The 16,580-nt window shown below is 74.4% G+C and carries 16 protein-coding genes; 7 read left to right on the top strand and 9 right to left on the bottom strand.

Annotated features, from left to right (window positions below):
* Positions 1–44: 44 nt before the first annotated feature.
* On the bottom strand, positions 45–746 hold the full coding sequence (locus OG370_RS14895; protein WP_328464419.1) for a flavin reductase family protein: 702 nt from the start codon (positions 744–746) through the stop codon (positions 45–47).
* 65 nt (positions 747–811) lie between these two features.
* On the opposite strand from OG370_RS14895, the gene OG370_RS14890 reads away from it, so the two are divergent.
* The 3 genes from OG370_RS14890 (at position 812) to OG370_RS14880 (ending at position 4,057) form a co-directional block, all read left to right on the top strand.
* On the top strand, positions 812–1,570 hold the full coding sequence (locus tag OG370_RS14890; protein ID WP_443060672.1) for an ArsR/SmtB family transcription factor: 759 nt from the start codon (positions 812–814) through the stop codon (positions 1,568–1,570).
* A 184-nt stretch (positions 1,571–1,754) separates the two neighbouring features.
* The gene (locus OG370_RS14885; RefSeq protein WP_328464415.1) at positions 1,755–2,903 is read left to right on the top strand and encodes a right-handed parallel beta-helix repeat-containing protein; all 1,149 of its coding nucleotides are present in this window, start codon (positions 1,755–1,757) and stop codon (positions 2,901–2,903) included.
* A gap of 47 nt (positions 2,904–2,950) precedes the next feature.
* Positions 2,951–4,057 (top strand): methyltransferase, encoded by a 1,107-nt coding sequence (locus OG370_RS14880; protein WP_443060671.1) that lies wholly within the window; start codon positions 2,951–2,953, stop codon positions 4,055–4,057.
* Positions 4,058–4,196: 139 nt separating this feature from the next.
* Here OG370_RS14880 and OG370_RS14875 read toward each other — a convergent pair whose 3' ends face one another.
* From OG370_RS14875 to OG370_RS14845, 7 genes are all read right to left on the bottom strand, one after another.
* Positions 4,197–4,523, bottom strand: coding sequence for a TcmI family type II polyketide cyclase (locus OG370_RS14875; RefSeq protein WP_328464413.1), 327 nt, complete (start codon positions 4,521–4,523; stop codon positions 4,197–4,199).
* Between the two features lie 6 nt (positions 4,524–4,529).
* Complete coding sequence (locus OG370_RS14870; RefSeq protein WP_328464411.1) at positions 4,530–5,036, bottom strand: SRPBCC family protein; 507 nt, start codon at positions 5,034–5,036, stop codon at positions 4,530–4,532.
* A gap of 29 nt (positions 5,037–5,065) precedes the next feature.
* Positions 5,066–5,350 (bottom strand): acyl carrier protein, encoded by a 285-nt coding sequence (locus tag OG370_RS14865; protein ID WP_328464409.1) that lies wholly within the window; start codon positions 5,348–5,350, stop codon positions 5,066–5,068.
* 53 nt (positions 5,351–5,403) lie between these two features.
* Positions 5,404–6,663, bottom strand: coding sequence for a beta-ketoacyl synthase N-terminal-like domain-containing protein (locus tag OG370_RS14860; protein WP_328464407.1), 1,260 nt, complete (start codon positions 6,661–6,663; stop codon positions 5,404–5,406).
* Positions 6,660–7,943: a beta-ketoacyl-[acyl-carrier-protein] synthase family protein gene (locus tag OG370_RS14855; protein WP_328464405.1), complete on the bottom strand. Its 1,284-nt coding sequence runs from the start codon at positions 7,941–7,943 to the stop codon at positions 6,660–6,662. The genes OG370_RS14860 and OG370_RS14855 overlap by 4 nt, the downstream gene beginning before the upstream one ends.
* Positions 7,940–8,389, bottom strand: coding sequence for a cupin domain-containing protein (locus OG370_RS14850; protein ID WP_328464403.1), 450 nt, complete (start codon positions 8,387–8,389; stop codon positions 7,940–7,942). Before OG370_RS14850 ends, OG370_RS14855 begins: the two co-directional genes overlap by 4 nt.
* A 79-nt stretch (positions 8,390–8,468) precedes the next feature.
* Positions 8,469–9,635 carry a SchA/CurD-like domain-containing protein gene (locus tag OG370_RS14845; protein WP_328464401.1) on the bottom strand — a complete coding sequence of 389 codons (1,167 nt, stop codon included), beginning with the start codon at positions 9,633–9,635 and terminating at the stop codon, positions 8,469–8,471.
* 366 nt (positions 9,636–10,001) lie between these two features.
* On the opposite strand from OG370_RS14845, the gene OG370_RS14840 reads away from it, so the two are divergent.
* Complete coding sequence (locus tag OG370_RS14840) at positions 10,002–11,840, top strand: FAD-dependent oxidoreductase (protein WP_328464399.1); 1,839 nt, start codon at positions 10,002–10,004, stop codon at positions 11,838–11,840.
* A 163-nt stretch (positions 11,841–12,003) separates the two neighbouring features.
* Here the strand turns inward: OG370_RS14840 and OG370_RS14835 are convergent, their stop codons facing one another.
* Positions 12,004–13,191, bottom strand: a complete 1,188-nt coding sequence (locus OG370_RS14835) for a multicopper oxidase domain-containing protein (RefSeq protein WP_328464397.1) — start codon at positions 13,189–13,191, stop codon at positions 12,004–12,006.
* Between the two features lie 330 nt (positions 13,192–13,521).
* Here OG370_RS14835 and OG370_RS14830 point away from each other — a divergent pair, with 330 nt between their 5' ends.
* The 3 genes from OG370_RS14830 to OG370_RS14820 all read left to right on the top strand — a co-directional run bounded on the left by OG370_RS14830 (position 13,522) and on the right by OG370_RS14820 (position 16,507).
* Positions 13,522–13,920, top strand: a complete 399-nt coding sequence (locus OG370_RS14830; protein ID WP_328464395.1) for a hypothetical protein — start codon at positions 13,522–13,524, stop codon at positions 13,918–13,920.
* 227 nt (positions 13,921–14,147) lie between these two features.
* Complete coding sequence (locus OG370_RS14825) at positions 14,148–14,864, top strand: class F sortase (protein WP_328464393.1); 717 nt, start codon at positions 14,148–14,150, stop codon at positions 14,862–14,864.
* A 158-nt stretch (positions 14,865–15,022) separates the two neighbouring features.
* Complete coding sequence (locus OG370_RS14820) at positions 15,023–16,507, top strand: cellulose binding domain-containing protein (protein ID WP_328464391.1); 1,485 nt, start codon at positions 15,023–15,025, stop codon at positions 16,505–16,507.
* Positions 16,508–16,580: the final 73 nt, after the last annotated feature.

The raw sequence follows: 16,580 nt of genomic DNA, 5'->3' as shown, positions 1-16,580 counted from the left end.
AACGACAGGCCCCAGCCGTGTCGACCCGGGGAGCCGGGTGCGGCTCAGCCGCCGGCAGGCGACCGCGGGGTTTCGGAGCGGTAGGTGTGGCCGAGTTCCGGGCCGAGCCCGAAGTAGTGGCGGAAGTTGTAGACGAGAGGGCTCCAGGCGGCCGGATCGACATGGTGCGTACCGGGCACGACGATCCGGGGATCGGCGTGCACCCGGAGAACCGCCGCTTCCACGATGACGAAGTCACCGGAGACGTCCGCCCGCACCCGTTCGGCGCGGGCCTCGAACTGGAGCGGGCACGTCGCGACGCGAGGCGGCCGGACCAGGTCGGAGGGCTCGGCGCGCAGCCCGGCCGCGCCGAACTTGTCCGGCTCGAACCGGCAGCCCGCGGCCTTGCCCTTGGGCACCGGATTCCGCCCGGTCAGCGGCGCCAGCCGCTCCACCGCGGGCCACTGCGCGGGCGCGGGCAGGCTGATCACCAGCTCGGGCCGGACCGCGAGGTTGCGCGCGGTCTGCCCCTCCCCGCCGAGGCCGAGCACGATCGTCCGGCCGAGCGCCCACGCCGAGGACATCGGGGCGAGGTTGAACGAGCCGTCCGCGTTCTCGGTGCTGAGGAGCACCACCGGCGTGCCGAAGTACAGCACGCTGGGCTCGATGACCTGGTGCGGCGGTGCCGGTGACGGTGCCGATACCGGGGCGGGTGCCGTCGGTGGTGCGGTCGCCCCGGGCCCGGCACTCGTGGATGCGCTGTTCATGGCCCGGACCCTACGAACCGGACGCTTCGGCGGCCGCCGAAGCGTCCGGCGCGACAATGGACCGTATGCACACGCACGGCGCACGCGACGCGGGCCCGGACCTCGCCCACGTGGCCGGGCTGATCGCCGACGGCACCCGGGCGGGTTTCTGCCTGGCGCTGCTCGACGGCCGGGCCTGGACGGCGAGCGAACTGGCCCGCCATATGGGCGTCGCCGCCTCGACCGCGACCGGGCATCTCAACGCGCTGGTGGCGGGTGGCCTGCTCGCGGAGGCGCGGCAAGGGCGCCATCGGTACGTACGGCTGGCGGGCCCGCAGGTGGCCGAGCTGATCGAGGGCCTCGCGGCGCTCGCCCCGGCCCGCACCCCGCCGCCCCCGCCACCGTCGCTGTCGGCGTCCGGCCGCCGCCAGGCCCTTGCCCACGCCCGCACCTGCTACGACCACCTCGCCGGGACCCTCGGCGTCGCGATCACCGACGCGATGGCCGCGCGCGGCCTGTTGAGCGACGCCCACGGCCTCGGCCTGACCGCTGAGGGGGCCGCCTGGCTCACCGGCCTGGGCATCGCCGTGCCCGCGGGCACCCGCCGGCCCGCGGTGCGCTCGTGCCTGGACTGGACCGAGCGCCGTCCGCACCTCGCGGGCAGTGTCGGCGCCGCGCTGTGCCGGCACGCCTTCGACGCGGGGTGGATCACCCGCATCGGCACCACCCGCGCGGTGGCGGTCACCCCGGCGGGCCGGCACGCCCTGCACGACCTTCTCGGCCTGCCCGCCGACGTCCTCCCGGCACCCGGCCGCACCGCGAGGACGTCAGCCGCTCGCGTCTAGCCCCACCTCGTACGGCGGACCGCCGCCGGAGTGCGTATCACCCCAGTGACTTGTGTGAGTGGCGGTGCGGGTGGGGCGTCCATAGCGTCGAGTCGGCGGCCCGAGCCGCCGTTTTTACGTCGATGCCCCTGCGCGGGGCCGAACGGAAGCGGGTCGGGCGATGGGTCGGGCGATGGTGAAGCGCGTGGTAGCAGGGACGTCGGTGGCGGCAGCGGCGGTGGCGGCGGTGGGAGCCGGGGGAGCACCGGCGCAGGCGGCCTCCGTGCGGGTGGTGCACCCGGGGGAGTCGATCCAGGCGGCGGTGGACGCGGCCGCGCCGGGCGACACCGTACTGGTGCTGCCGGGCACGTACCGGGGCAGCGTGCAGATCAGCAAGCCGCAGGTGACGCTGCGCGGCACCGGCGCGGGCATCACCGTACTGGCCCCGGCCACGACGGCGTCCGACCCGCAGAGCACGACCGGTCCGGCGAACCCCGCGATCAACCCCGCGACGAATCCCGCGACGAATCCCGCGACCAACCCCGACACCGGCACCGCGACAAGCACCAGCAGCAGCGCCGTCGCCTGTGCCGCGGCCGGTGACGGCCTGTGCGTCACGGGCGCGGACGGCGTGCGCGTCGAGTCCCTGACGGTCACCGGCTTCGCGAAGTACGGCATCTGGGCCACCTCCGCCGACCGCCTCACCGTCGACCACGTGCGGGCCGACGCCAACGGCCAGTACGGCATCGGCCAGGAGAAGTCGATCCGTTCGCGGTTCACCTCCAACGAGGCCAGCGGCAACGGCGAGGCGGGCCTGTTCGTGGCGAACGCCGTCTCCGAGGAGGGCGGCGCCACCGACACGCAGGGCACCGAGATCCGGGGGAACGCGCTCACCGGCAACCACATGGGCCTGGTCGTCCGCCGGCTGCGCCGCGTCACGGTCGACGCCAACACGATCTCCGGCAACTGCGCCGGCGTCTTCCTCGTCGGCGACGAGAACACCCCGCGCGCGGGCGAGATGACGGTCACCGGCAACACGGTCGACGCGAACAACGCCTACTGCGCGGCCAGCGCCCGCCTGCCCTACGTCCAGGGCTCCGGCATCGTGCTGACCGGCGTGGAGAACACCCTGGTGAGCGGCAACGAGGTCACCGGCAACGTCGGCGCCTCCCCGCTGTCGGGCGGCGTCGTGCTCTTCCCGAGCTTCACCGGCAAGCCCGACTCCGGCAACACCGTGCGGAACAACACGCTGCTGCACAACGGCCCGGCCGACCTCGCCGACCGTGACCACGGCACCGGCAACACCTTCACCGCGAACGAATGCCAGGTCTCCCTGCCCGCGGGCCACTGCTGACCTGCGGTGCCCGAAACCGCCATGACGCCACGAGAAAGGGCGGCACCATGACGACCACCCCGGACACCGAGGCCCAACGGGGGGCCCAGCCGCCCCCGTCCGACCCCGCCGCGGCCGAAGGCTCGGCCGGAAACCCAGGAGCCGACGCGGGAGCCGCCTCGATGCGGCTGCGCGAGATCGTCTTCGGCGCCGCCTGCGCCGCGTCCGTACGCGCCGCCGCCCGGCTGGGACTTCCCGACGCCCTCGGTGAATCCCCGCGCACCGCGGAGGAGTTGGCCGCCGACCTCGACGTACGGCCGGAGCCGCTGCGCCGGCTGCTGCGCGCGCTCGCCTGCTACGGGGTCTTCACCGAGGAGGCGGACGGCCGCTTCACGCACACCGACATGTCACGGCTGCTGCGCGAGGACGCGCCCGGCAGCCTGCACCACATCGCGCTGTGGTGCACCGAGCCGTGGACCTGGGACGCCTGGCCGCGCCTGGACGAGGCGGTCAGGTCCGGCCGCGACGTCTTCGCCGACCTCTACGGCAAGAGCTTCTTCGAGTACCTGCACACCGACGCGGCCGACTCCGCCCGCGTCTTCGACCGCGCGATGACCTCCTCCAGCCGGCAGGCGGCCCGCGACCTCGCCGCGTACGTCGACCTGACCGGCGTCCGCAGCGTCGTCGACATCGGCGGCGGCCAGGGCCTCGCGCTCGCCGGGCTGCTGGAGAAGGAACCCGGCCTGCACGGAACCCTGTTGGACCTGCCCGACGTCGTCGCCCACGCGGACCCGCGGCTGCGGGACGGCGGGGCGCTCGCCGGCCGGGTCCGGCTCGTGCCCGGCGACTGCCGCACCGAGATCCCGGTCCGGGCCGATCTCTACGTGCTGAAGAACATCCTCGAATGGGACGACGCCAGCACCCGTGCCACCCTGCGCAACGTCGTGGCCGCCGCGGAGCCCGGCGCCCGGGTCCTGGTGATCGAGAACCTCGTCGACGACAGCCCCTCCATGCGGTTCACCACCGCGATGGACCTGCTGCTCCTGCTCAACGTCGGCGGCGCGAAGCACTCCCGGGCGAGCATGACCGCGCTGATGGCCGAGGCCGGGCTCCCCGTGAGTGCGGTGCGACCGGTCAACCCCCACCTGTTCGCGTTTGAATCTCGGGTGAGCTGACCCTCCGGGGTGGGTGGTTCTGTCGGTTCCAGGACCACCCACCGGTGGACGGTCGGGGGTACCTCCCAGGAGGAACTCCGGGGGAGCACAGCTCCCCGCGCCCCTGATCTCAGGGGCGCGGGGAGACCGGGCGGAACGGCTAGTCGCGTTCCCAGCGGTAGAACTCCTGGGCCATCGCGTCCTTCGGCTCACGCCAGTTGACCGGGTCGTACGCCGACACGTAGGGCGCGAGGGCCTCGCTGATGCGGCGGAACTCGGGGTGCCCGGTGTGCTTGGCGACCTCGGGTCCCGGCGGCCGGTCGGCCTCGATCAGGTGCAGGTAGAGGTCGTCGTGGAACCGGAAGAGGCTGCGCCCGGTGACACCGATCAGCCCGGGCAGTTCACCGCGGTCCGACGCGGCGAACTCTTCGGCGATGGCGGCCGCGGTGTCCGGCTTCATCCGGGCCACGATCAGGCTGCGGTGCATGCGCGCTCACGCCCCCTCGGCGGTGCGGGGCGGCATCGCGGACAGCCCGCGCTCGGCGGCCTGCTTCTCGACGCGCTCGCGGATGCGCTCCATCTGGACCACGGAGTTGCGGTTGATCCGGTCGGTCATGGCCGCGTCGTCCACGGGCGCGGTCGGCTTCATCGCGAAGTCCTGCACCCACCGCATGGAGGTGCCGCCGGGCACCTCGGCGTACTCCCAGTGGATGTCCATGTGCGCGAACGGGCCGGTCTCCACCCGCCGGGCGCGCACGGTCAGGTTGCGGCGGTCGGTCACCCGCTCGGAGACCCAGCTCCACACGGTGCCGTTCTCGTCGGGGTGCATGGTGAGCCGGAAGGTGACCTTGTCGCCCTCGCGCGCCATGATCTCGACGGCCGCGTACTCGCTGAACAGCTGCGGCCAGCTCTCCAGGTCGTTGGTGAGGTCCCAGGTGAGGTCCACCGGGGCGGCGATGATGATCTCGTTCTCGGTGTGCCCTGCGGTCGATGCTGCCATGAGCTGAACTCCTTCTCGTGGGGTACGGGTCAGGCCGCGGCGGCGTTGAGCTGGGAGTTGACGCTCGCCAGGAACTCGTGCGGGGTCTTGCAGGTCTCCGCGTCGTCGCCGATCTTGCGGCTGTAGCGCTTCTCCAGCTCGGCCACGATGCCCAGCAGGCCCAGCGAGTCGAGGTTGAACTCCTCGAACGTCGTCGCCGGGCTGGACGCCATCGCCGACGGGTCCACCGACAGCCCGGCCCGGTTCTTCATCAGGTCGGACAGCTCGTCGAAGGTGACGGGGCCGTCCGCGGTCGTGTTCGTCGGGTCGTTCATGGGTCCTTCTCCTTCGGTGGGGGGAACTTCGGTGGGGGAACTTCGGGGGAACCTCAGTGGGGGGAAAGGGGGGACTCGGGCACGCGCAGCACCAGCGCCGCGTTGCAGCCCATCAGCCCGCGGCTGAGCACCAGCGCGGTGCGCAGCGGCGCGATGCGGGCCTCGCCGGTGACCACGTCGAGGTCGTGCCGGACCTCGGTCACGTTCGGGGTGGGCGGCACCACGCCGTGTTCGAGGGCGAGCACGGCCGCGGCGGCGTCCAGCGCCGAGGCGGCCGCGTAGGCGCGGCCGAAGCCGGTCTTGGGGGCGGTGACGGGCACGGTCGCGGCGCGCGGCCCGAGCGCGTCGGCGATGGCGAGGGCCTCGGCCTGGTCGGCCTCGGGCACGCCGAGCGCGTCGGCGAAGACCACGTCCACCTCCTCGGGCGCGCAGCCGGCCTCCGCCAGCGCGCCCCGCGCCGCCCGCGCGAGGCCCTCCCGGGAGTGCCGCCAGCCGCCGGTGCCGGTGAACGTGGCCGCGTGCCCGGCGACCACCGCCCGTACCCGCGCGCCGCGCCGCCGGGCCGCGGACTCCTCCTCGACCACGAACATCGCGCCGCCCTCGGCGGGGGAGTAGCCGCAGGCGTCGTCGGTGAACGGCAGGTAGGCGTGCCGCGGGTCGGTGGCCAGGCTCAGCTCGTCGTAGCCGAGCTGGCACACCACGGAGTACGGCGCGAGCGGGGCCTCGGTGGCGCCGACCACCATCGCGTCGGTGCCGCGCCGGATGGCCCGGCCGGCGTGCGCGAACACGTCCAGGCCGCCGGCCTCGTCGTCGGCGAGCACCCCGCACGGGCCCCGGAAGCCGCCGCGGATCGAGACCTGGCCGGTGCTGGCCGCGTAGAACCAGGCGATGGACTGGTACGGGCCGACGAACTGCGGCCCGCTGCCCCACAGTTGCTGCAACTCGCGCTGGCCGAACTCGCCGCCGCCCGAGCCGGCCGCGGTGACCACGCCGATCGCGAACGGCGAGTCCGGGTCCGCCGCCAAGTGGGCTTCGGACAGGGCGAGTTCCGCGGCCGCCATGGCGAAGTGGCTGAACCGGTCGGTCTGTACGAGGAAGCGGTCCTCGACCAGCCCGGCCGGGTCGAAGCCGTCCTCGACCTGGCCCGCGACCTTCAGCGGGAGCCGCTCGCAGCCCTCCCGGCGGACCGGGCCGAGCACCGAACCGCCCAGCTGCACCGCCTTCCAGAACGCCTCGGTGCCCACGCCGTTCGGCGCGACGACGCCGATCCCGGTGACCACGGTCTGCCCGCGGCCGCTGTCGGACCCGCTCATGACGTGCTCCTCTCGGCGTGTGCGAGCACCACCGCGGACTGGAAGCCGCCGAAGCCGCTGCCGACCGACAGCACGGACCGCAGCCGGACCTGCCGCGCGGTGCGGGGCACGTAGTCCAGGTCGCAGTCCGGGTCCGGGGTCTCGTAGTTGGCGGTCGGCGGCACCACGTCGTGCGTCAACGCCAGCGCGCACGCGGCGAGTTCGATCGCGCCGATGGCGCCGAGCGAGTGCCCGACCATCGACTTGATCGAACTCATCGGCACCGAGCGCGCGTGCTCGCCGAGCGAGCGCTTGACCGCCGCCGTCTCGTGCCGGTCGTTCTGCTTGGTGCCGGAGCCGTGCGCGTTGACGTAGTCCACGCCGGTCCGGTCGATCCGCGCGTCGGCCAGCGCCTGGTCGATCGCCTCGGACATCTCCCGGCCCTCGGTGGTCAGTCCGGTCATGTGGTAGGCGTTCCCGAAGGTCGCGAAGCCGCGCAGCTCGCAGAGGATGCGGGCACCGCGCCGCCGGGCGTGCTCCCACTCCTCCAGCAGCAGCACCGCCGAGCCCTCGCCGAGCACGAAGCCGTCCCGGTCCGCGTCGAACGGGCGCGAGGCGTGCGCCGGGTCGTCGTTGCGGGTCGAGGTGGCCTTGATCGCGTCGAAGCAGGCGACCGTGATCGGTGAGATCGGCGAGTCCGCCGCCCCGGCCACGATGATGTCGGCCTTGCCCTCCTGCACGGCGTGGAAGGCGTGGCCGACCGCGTCGAGACCCGAGGTGCAGCCGGTGGAGACCGTCTGCACCGGGCCGTGCGCGCCGATGTCCTCGGCCACCTCCGAGGCGAGCGCGCTGGGTTGGAACGCCCGGTGCAGATGGGCGCCCGCCTCCTGCGGCGACACGTCCCAACGGCTTCCCGACGCACTGACCTTGACGTAGTCCCGTTCCAGCCGGGTGGTGCCGCCGACGGCCGAGCCCAGGCACACCCCGACCCGCCACGGGTCCTGCGCGGCGAGGTCGAGACCGCTGTCCCGGATCGCCTCGCGCGTCGCGGTCAGCGCGAACTGGGCGTAGCGGTCGGCGCGTTCGGCCAGTTCGGCGCCGAGCCCTGCCGTCCTCGGGTCGAAGTCGCACTCCGCGGCGATCCGGGAGCGGAAGCCGGCCGGGTCGAAGAGGCTGATGCCGCGGGTGGCCGTACGACCGGAGGTCAGCAGGTCCCAGAAGGCCGGTACCCCGATGCCGCCGGGGGCGACCACCCCGAGGCCGGTGACCGCGACCCGGCGGTCGCCGCCAGGGCGGTTCACGCCCGCGCCTTGGTCGGGTCGGGAGGCGCCGAGGCAGCCTCGCCGGCCACCTCCGCCACGCCCTCGGTCTCCTCGGTGTCCACGTGGCCCAGCTCCGGGCGGGGCGCGAGCGGGCCCAGGTGGAAGACCATCCGCGCCTCGCTGTCACCCACGTTCCGGAACCGGTGCCGCATGTCCACCGGGATCATCAGGCCCTGCTCCGGCCGCAGCGGGTGGCTCACGCCGTCCAGGTCCACCTCCAGCTCCCCGCTCAGCACGTAGACGAACTCCTCGGAGTACGGGTGGTAGTGCTCGCCGATCCGCTCGCCCGGCTGCACGATCGCCACGCCCATGAAACCGCTGGTCGCGCCGACCGACGCGGGCGTCAGCAGGGCCCTCAGGTCGCCGCCGCGCCGGCGGTTCGGGCTGGTGTCGTCCAGGTGCACGAGGCGCACTTCGTTCGTCATTGCGGCTCCTTCGGGGCGGGGTGTCCTGCGGGTGTGGGCGGGGACGCGGGTGCGGGGCCGGGGTCGCGGGGCTGTCGGGTCACCGCGAGGCGCGGTCCGTGACGGGGGTCATGGGGTGGCCGCCGTGGCCGAGCCCGGTGGGGTCGGCGGGCTCGCCCGGCACGAGGAGTTCGCGCAGCACGTCGGTCGGGCCGTCCGCGGGGACCGGCGCGGCCGGGCCGTCGGAGGGGAGCCCGCGGACGTCGATGACGCGGACCACCGTGTCGTCGCGCTGGAAGACCGTGGAAGCGGCCAGCGGGTGCGTCGGGTCGGTGGCGGCCGCGGCGTCGAGGGCGCCGAGCAGCCGGGCCGCGTCGGCGCCGCGGCCGGGCCGTACCGGGTACAGGAACGCCTGCCGGGTCAGCGGCTCGCCGCCGCCGGCGCCGAGGGCGGGGGCCGGGTCCGTCTCGTGGCCGACCGCGGGCAGGGCCGCCCGGGCGAAGAAGGCCCGCGCCGAGGCGGCGGCGGTGAGGTCGCGGTCCTCTTCCAGGTAAGGGTTGATCGCCTCCTCGACGGCCCTTACCTCCGGCTGCGCCGCCACGTGCCGTAGCGCGTTGCCGAGGTCACCCGCCACCTCGACCGCCCGGACCACTCGGTTGCCGTACATGAAGAGCGACGTGCGCAGCAGCCGTGTGGTGTCGTCCACCTGGGCCTGCGGCGCTCGGTAGTCGGACAGCAGCTTCGCCACCGCTTCCTCGCTGCCCGGCTTCACCGTGAAGGTGATCGCGTGCCGCACCACCCCGCCCGAGCACAGCGGCGGCGCGGGCACCGGGTCGAGCCCGGCGGCGGGCGCCGCCGGCGGCTTCGCCGCGGCCCGGGCGGTCCGCGCGCCCTGTGCACCGGGCGCGCCCTGCTCCGGCGTCTCCCGCGCCACCAGGAACCGCAGCGACCTGGTGTCCCGCACGCACCCGTGCAGCGGCTCGACCATCGCGCGGTGCGCGGCGCTCTCCACCCACTCCAGGAACGGCTCGCTGCCCTCCCACTCGCTGGTGATCAGCCACTGCGAGGAGTTCCCGAGTGACTGGCACAGCTGGTCGCTGATGTGTCCGGGCACAGCCGCCACCTGGTGGCGTATCTGCTCGTACGCCTCCAGGAAGCGCTGCTGCCTGCCGTCGAGCACGTCCAGCAGCAGTACGACGCGCAGCCGGGCCGTGCCGGGTACGGCGGAGGAGGAGGGCGGGGCGAGCCGGTCGTCCAGAGTCGTCATGGAAGATCGTTCCTCTCGGGTGGGGCGGGGTGCGGACGGCCGCGGGCCGAGCCGCGTGGTGGGGAGCCCCGTGGTGGTGCCGTTGCCGGGGCGCGGCCGGAGGGCCCTGAGCCGCGGGGCCGCCGCCGGGCGGTGATGCCTTCCGCATATGCGTCAGGCCGTATGCGCGCGGCGGGACCGCCTGTTTCCGATGCTCAGCCCCGGGCGGGAATCGTGCGCGGCACGTGAGGCGGCCGAGTGAAGCACCGCCCGACCCGGCCCGCGGAACGCCTCGGCAGGGAAAGGAGCTACCGCCGGGAAGCATCCGCGCGGCGGGCCCGCGCCCCACTGCCGCGCGCACCCCCCACCCCCACTCCGGAGACCCCCATGACGAACGCCCCGCACCCCGCGCCCCCGCCCGGCTCCCCGCCGCCCGGCTCAGCCGCCCCATCCACCTCGGCCGGCTCGGCCGCCGCCGACGGGCACACCGACGACCGGGTGCCCGTCCTGATCGTGGGCGGCTCCCTCGTCGGCCTGTCCGCGTCGCTCTTCCTCGGCCGCCTCGGCGTGCCGCACCTGCTGGTCGAGCGGCATGCCCGCACCTCGTACCACCCGCGCGGGCGCGGCAACAACGTCCGCACCATGGAACTGATGCGCGTCGCGGGCGTCGAGGACCGTATCCGCGCCGCCGCGTCCGTGCTCGCCGAGAACCACGGCATCCTCCAGGCCGACACCCTCACCGGCTCCGAGCAGGAGTGGCTCTTCCGCACGATCGACCCCGGCGGCGGACTCTCCCGGATCAGCCCGTCCGGCTGGTGCCTGTGCAGCCAGAACGACCTGGAGCCCGTGCTGCTGGCGGCCGCCCGCGAGGCGGGCGGCGACATCCGCTTCGGCACCGAACTGGTGTCGTTCGCGCAGGACGCGGACGGCGTCACCGCCGAGATCGCCGATCGCGCCTCCGGCCGGGTCCGCACCGTGCGCGCCGACTACCTGATCGCCGCGGACGGCCCGCGCAGCCCCGTCCGCGAGCGCCTGGCCATCCCCATGACCGGGCCCGGCGACCTCTTCCACAACGTCAGCGTCACCTTCCGCGCCAAGCGGCTGGCCGACGCGGTCGGCGACCGCCGCTTCATCGTCTGCTACCTCACCAACCCCGACAGCCCCGGCGCGCTGCTGCCGGTCGACAACGCCCAGGACTGGGTCTTCCACGCGCCCTGGCGCCCCGACGACGGCGAGCGCCTGGAGGACTTCACCGACGAGCGGTGCACCCACCTCATCCGCACCGCGGTCGGCGTGCCCGACCTGGACGTCGAGATCACCGGGAAGGCGCCCTGGCACGCGGCGGAACGTGTCGCCGAGCGGTACGGGCACGGCCGCGTCCTGCTCGCCGGGGACTCCGCGCACGAGATGTCGCCCACCGGGGCGTTCGGCTCCAACACCGGTATCCAGGACGCGCACAACCTCGCGTGGAAGATCGCCGCCGTCCTCGAAGGATGGGGCGGGCCCGGCCTGGTGGACAGCTACGACGCCGAGCGGCGCCCGGTCGCGCTGGCCACCGCCGCCCGCGCGTCGGCCCGTTCCGCCGAGCACAGCCACCCCGGGTACGAAGCCGCGCCGGTCATGGCCGGGCCGCGGGCCGGCCTGCTTCCGGCCGTCCTCGGCTACCGCTACCCGCTCGGCGCGGTGCTCGGCGCAGATCCCCAAGAGGCCGCCGTTCCGGCCGACTTCAGCCCGCGGGCGGTGCCCGGCGGGCGCGCGCCCCACCTGTGGGTGCGCCGCGGCGGCGAGCGGATCTCCACGCTCGACCTCTACGAGCGCACGCCGGTCCTCCTCACCGGGCCGGCCGGCGGCGCCTGGCACGATGTCGCGCGGCTCGCCGCGGAACGGACCGGGGTGCCCCTCGCGTGCTACCGGTTCGGCCAGGAACTGGAGGCCGACCCGGACGGCCCGGGCGCCCCGGACGGCCCGGGCGCCCCGGGCGGACCTGCGGGCCCGGGTGGACCTGCGGGCCCGGGTGGACCTGCGGGCCCGGGTGGACCGCCCGGGGGAGCCCCCGGCGGCGCACCGGCCGGGCCGCCCGACTTCTGCGGGTTGCACGGCATCGGGGAGGAGGGCGCCGTGCTGGTGCGGCCCGACGGGTTCGTGGCCTGGCGCTCCGAGGGCGCCCGCCCCGACCCGGAGGGGGTGCTCCGCGCGGCCCTGGACGAGGTGTTCTGCCGGGACTGACCCGCCAGGGTGCCCCCGCCCGTGATGCGCGGAATCTCGGGGGCCTCGCGGGGCCCTCGCGGGACGGGCCCACCACCGGCAGGTGGGCCCGGAACCGGCAGCGCCGGGCGGCCCGGGGGGTCCCGTCACCGCGCGACCCGCCGGGCGGCCCCGGGGGGGCCCGTCACCGCGTGACGCGGTACCTCCCGGCCATCCCGTGCATCATGTGGGCGGCCACATGGCAGTGGTAGAGCCAGTCACCCGGGTTGTCCTCGCGGTACTCGACGGTGAGGGTCGTGGCGGGCCCGAGCACCTGCGCGTCGGTCCAGCCGGACGGGCCGAGCCAGCGGTGGCCGTGGATGTGGAAGACGTGGAAGGAGTTGCCGAGCGTGGCGACCCGCCACCGCACCCGGTCGCCGCTGCGCGCGCTGAACGTGGGGGCGTTGTCGACGAACGCCCCTCCGTTGCAGAGCGAGAGGTCCTGCTTGAGCGGGGACGCGTCGGGCGCGGCGAGGTCGTGGAAGAAGAGCACGAACTCCCGGTCGACCTCGGGCGTCCGGGCGTCGGTGACCGCGATCATCCCGAAGAGCCCCAGCTCCGCGCCGATCTCCATGACCGGTCCGCCGCCGACGAGCGCGCGCGAGTCCATCGAGCCGGGCCCGGGCGACGGGGGTTGATCGGCGGTGCCGCCCGACCCGGTGGCGGGGCGCGGCGGGATCTGCGGCGCCGCGTGGTCGTGGTACGGCCAACTCCCCACGGAGCTGGGCACGCAGATCCACGTGTAGGTGTAAGTGCCCTGGTAGGGAACGGCGGTTCCCTCCGCGTCGGGCGTATCCGCCATCCAGGCACCGTCACTTGACGGGCTGTACCGCACGCCGTGCGGGTGCATGGTGTGCGGCCACTTGTAGTGCGCGTCGTTGTTGCGGAAGTGCACCTTGATGACGTCGCCGACCTCGGCGCGCAGCACGGGGCCGGGGATGCCGCTGTTCGCGCCGATGCCGTGCGGGCCGAGGTCGGCGGGCAGCGGCTGCTCCCAGTTCGGGGTGTAGGCGCGGTAGCCGATCGCCTGATACGTCGTCTGGTCGGCGGTGAAGGCCATGCCGGTCATGCCGTCTCGCCCGTTCGGCACGGCGTTGTGCGCGAAGGAGTCGGCCTGGACCCAGTACTCGCGGACACGCCGGCCGGCGGTGGCCCGGAAGGCTTCCGTGGCGAAGGGGTCGGCGCCGGTCCCGCTTCCGGTGACGGCCTCGGCGGGCGTGGCGGGCGCGGCGGCCATCGCCAGCGCGGCGGCCGCACCGCCGCCGGTCAACGCACGCAGCAGGTTGCGGCGGCCGCCGTCTCGGCGCGGTTCACGTACCGGCTCCGGTGACATGGACGTCCTCTCGCTCGGGGGTGGTGGTCGGGTGTCCGGCGTTCCTGAAGGGCACTCAGGAGGGCCGCCGGGCGCGGCCTGCGGGCTCGCCGCCGCGTTCCCACTGTGCGGGGTGCCGGTGGCGGCGGCCGTGCGCCCCGCCCCGGGAGGGTGACCGAAACAGGCAGGTGGCGGTGCCGGCCACCCGAAGAGCGGACGCGTTCACCCTCGTGCGGCTCTCTCCGGTGGCGGTCCCGCCAGGGCTGGCTGACGGTGAGCTTGCCGTCACTGCGCTTGTCGGGTTGACACGTTGTCAGCCGGCGCACGTCGTCGGCGGAAGGAATCGTCCCTATGCGTACTGCCCGCACCCTCGTGGCCGGAGCCGCACTCACCGCCTGCCTCGCCCTCGCCGCTCCGGCCGCTCACGCCGCGGGTGCCGTCAACATCTACGACCCGAGCGGCCAGGGCTCGTCGTCGTCCTCTTCCACCTCTTCCTCCTCCGCGTCGGATTCCGGTAAGTACTCGCACTCGTCCGACAGCGACGGTTCGCAGGACTGGACCGGCCAGGGCTCGGACGGCGGCCAGTGGCACAAGCCGCACGGCGGCATGCACACCGGTGGTGGCGGCATGTCGCTGGCCGGCGGCAGCAGCCTGGCGGCCGGTTCGGTGCTGCTGCTCGGCGGCCTGGGTGCCGGCGCGTACGTCCTGCGCCGTCGTCGCGGTACGGCCGGGGCCGGCGCCCTCGCCTGACCCGTCCCACCGTCCGGCCTTCGCCGGCCGGACCGTAGTGGCCACCGCCGCGGTACGGCGGTGGCCACTCCCCGGAGCCTCGTCCCGGGAGGCCCCTTTTCCGGCGGCCGGGTGCGTGCCGTCCCGCAACGCGCCCGGCCGCCCGCCCGTTGCCGTTCGCCCGCTTGGCGGTCAGTGGCCGGCCCCGGCTCCTCGTATCTCGCCCGTCGTCAGAAAGGCAGCACCGTATGAGCACGCAGCCGCCGCAGCGCGACCCCAAGGGGGCGGACGCGCCGCCGCCGGCGCGGGACAGCGGCACCCGGGTCCTGCGCTGGGCCGTCGCCGCGACCCTGGTCGGCGCGTTCCTGGTCTTCCGCTCCTTCGACTCCTCCGGCGCGGACACCGCCGTCGGGGCGCCGACGCCGCCCGCCGCCAGTGCCGCCTCGGCGCCGTCGGCCGATCCGGTGGTGACGATGGCGCCGACCACCGCACCCTCGCTGCCGCGCGCGACGCCGACGAAGATCTCCATCCCGAGCATCGGGGTGAACGCCCCCTTCACCATGCTCTCGATGGACGCCACCGGAGTGCTCCAGCCGCCGCCCGACACCGACCGCAACCTCGCCGGCTGGTACCAGGGCGGCGCCAGCCCCGGTGAACGCGGCAACGCGATCGTGGCCGGCCATGTGGACACCACGAGCGGCCCGGCGGTCTTCTACCTGCTCTCCTACCTCAAGAAGGGCGACCCGATCGACATCACCCGCGCCGATGGCACCGTCGCCACCTTCACCGTCGACGAGGTCGACACCTTCGCCAAGGGGGACTTCCCCGACCAGCGGGTCTACGGCGACACCCCCGACGCGCAACTGCGGATCATCACCTGCGGCGGCGTGTTCGACCACAAGAAGCGCGACTACGAGTCGAACGTGGTCGTCTTCGCGCACCTGACCTCGTCGCGGAACGCGTGATCCCGCAGGGCCCCGGCGCCGATCGTTAAGCCGCCCCTTCCGGTTCCTTAAGCCCGTCCTAAGAAGCCGATCAACCGTCCTGAACTGGGCTTTTGTCCGATCCGTGCCCGCTAGCGTGCTGCCCGCCCCCACCTCCGAGTACAACAAGGCAGGCAGCCATGGCAGCCACCACCCACCGCCGGCGTCCCGGCCGCAGGACGCAGGTGCTCTGCGGGATCACCGCGGCGGCGGCCGCCGCCGGCGGCGCGTTCGCCTTCGCCGGCTCCGCGAGCGCCGCCACGGTCGCGGCGGCGTACCGCACGACCAGCGACTGGACCACCGGCTACACCGGGCAGTACGAGATCAGCAACCCGAGCGACAGCCCGCTGGACGGCTGGACGCTCTCCTTCCGCCTGCCGGCCGGCAGCACCATCGGCTCGCTGTGGAACGGCGCGTACACCGTGTCCGGGCAGACGGTGACGGTCACCCCGGACAGCTGGAACCACACGCTCGCCCCCGGCGCGACGGCGGACATCGGCTTCACCGCGAACGTGCCCGGCGGCAACGGGCCCGCCGCCGCGCCCGCCGGCTGCACGATCAACGGCGCGAAGTGCTCGGTCGACGACGACCCGACCACCGCGCCGACCGGCCGTCCCACTGGGACCGCCACGCCCACCGCGACCCCGACCGCGACCACGACCGCGACCCCGTCAGGGACCCCCGCCCCGACCGCGACCCCGACAGCGGGGACCGGTGCCGGCTCGGCGGCCTCCGGCGGGTTCGCCCCCTACGTCGACACCTCGCTCTATCCCGCGTACGACCTGACGGGGGCGATGAAGGCCGACGGGGTGAAGCAGTTCAACCTCGCCTTCGTCGTCTCCGGCGGCGGCTGCACCCCGAAGTGGGGTGGCGTCACCGACCTCGGCAGCGACGCGGTGGCCGCCCAGATCGGCGCCGTGCGCGCGGCGGGCGGCGACGTACGCGTCTCCTTCGGCGGCGCCAACGGCACCGAACTGGCCTCCGCGTGCTCCTCGGTGAGCGACCTCGCGGCCGCGTACGGCAAGGTCGTCGACGCGTACCGGCTCACCAAGGTCGACTTCGACGTGGAGGGCGGCGCGCTGGCCGACACCGCGGCCGACACCCGCAGGGCGCAGGCGATCTCGCAGCTCCAGGCGAGCCACAGCGGCCTGGAGGTGTCCTACACGCTGCCTGCGATGCCGAGCGGGCTCACCCAGGACGGCATCGACCTGCTGGCGAACGCCAAGAGCAACGGCGTCGCGGTGCAGGCGGTCAACATCATGGCGATGGACTACGGCGCCTCCTACAGCGGCGACATGGGGCAGTACGCCGTCGATGCCGCCACCGCCACGCAGGCCCAGGTCAAGAGCGTGCTCGGGCTCTCCGACACCGCCGCCTGGCACGCCGTCGCCGTCACACCGATGATCGGCGTCAACGACGTGAGCAGCGAGACCTTCACCCTCGCGGACGCGAGCACGCTCGCCGACCTCGCCACGTCCAAGGGCCTGGCCTGGCTGTCGATGTGGTCCGCGACGCGCGACAAGCAGTGCCCCGGCGGCGCCCAGAGCTACGCGGACGCCACCTGCAGCTCCGTCACCCAGCCCGACGGCGCGTTCGCGCGGGCCCTGGGCGGCGCCACCGGCTGACCCCCCGGACATCCCGCTCCGGCCGCTCTCCTGTCCCACCCCCACGGGGCAGGACGGCGGCGGGCTCCGGTCG

It is taken from the genome of Streptomyces sp. NBC_00448 (assembly GCF_036014115.1).
GTDB lineage: Bacteria > Actinomycetota > Actinomycetes > Streptomycetales > Streptomycetaceae > Actinacidiphila.
This window is presented reverse-complemented; position numbering and strand designations above follow the sequence as displayed.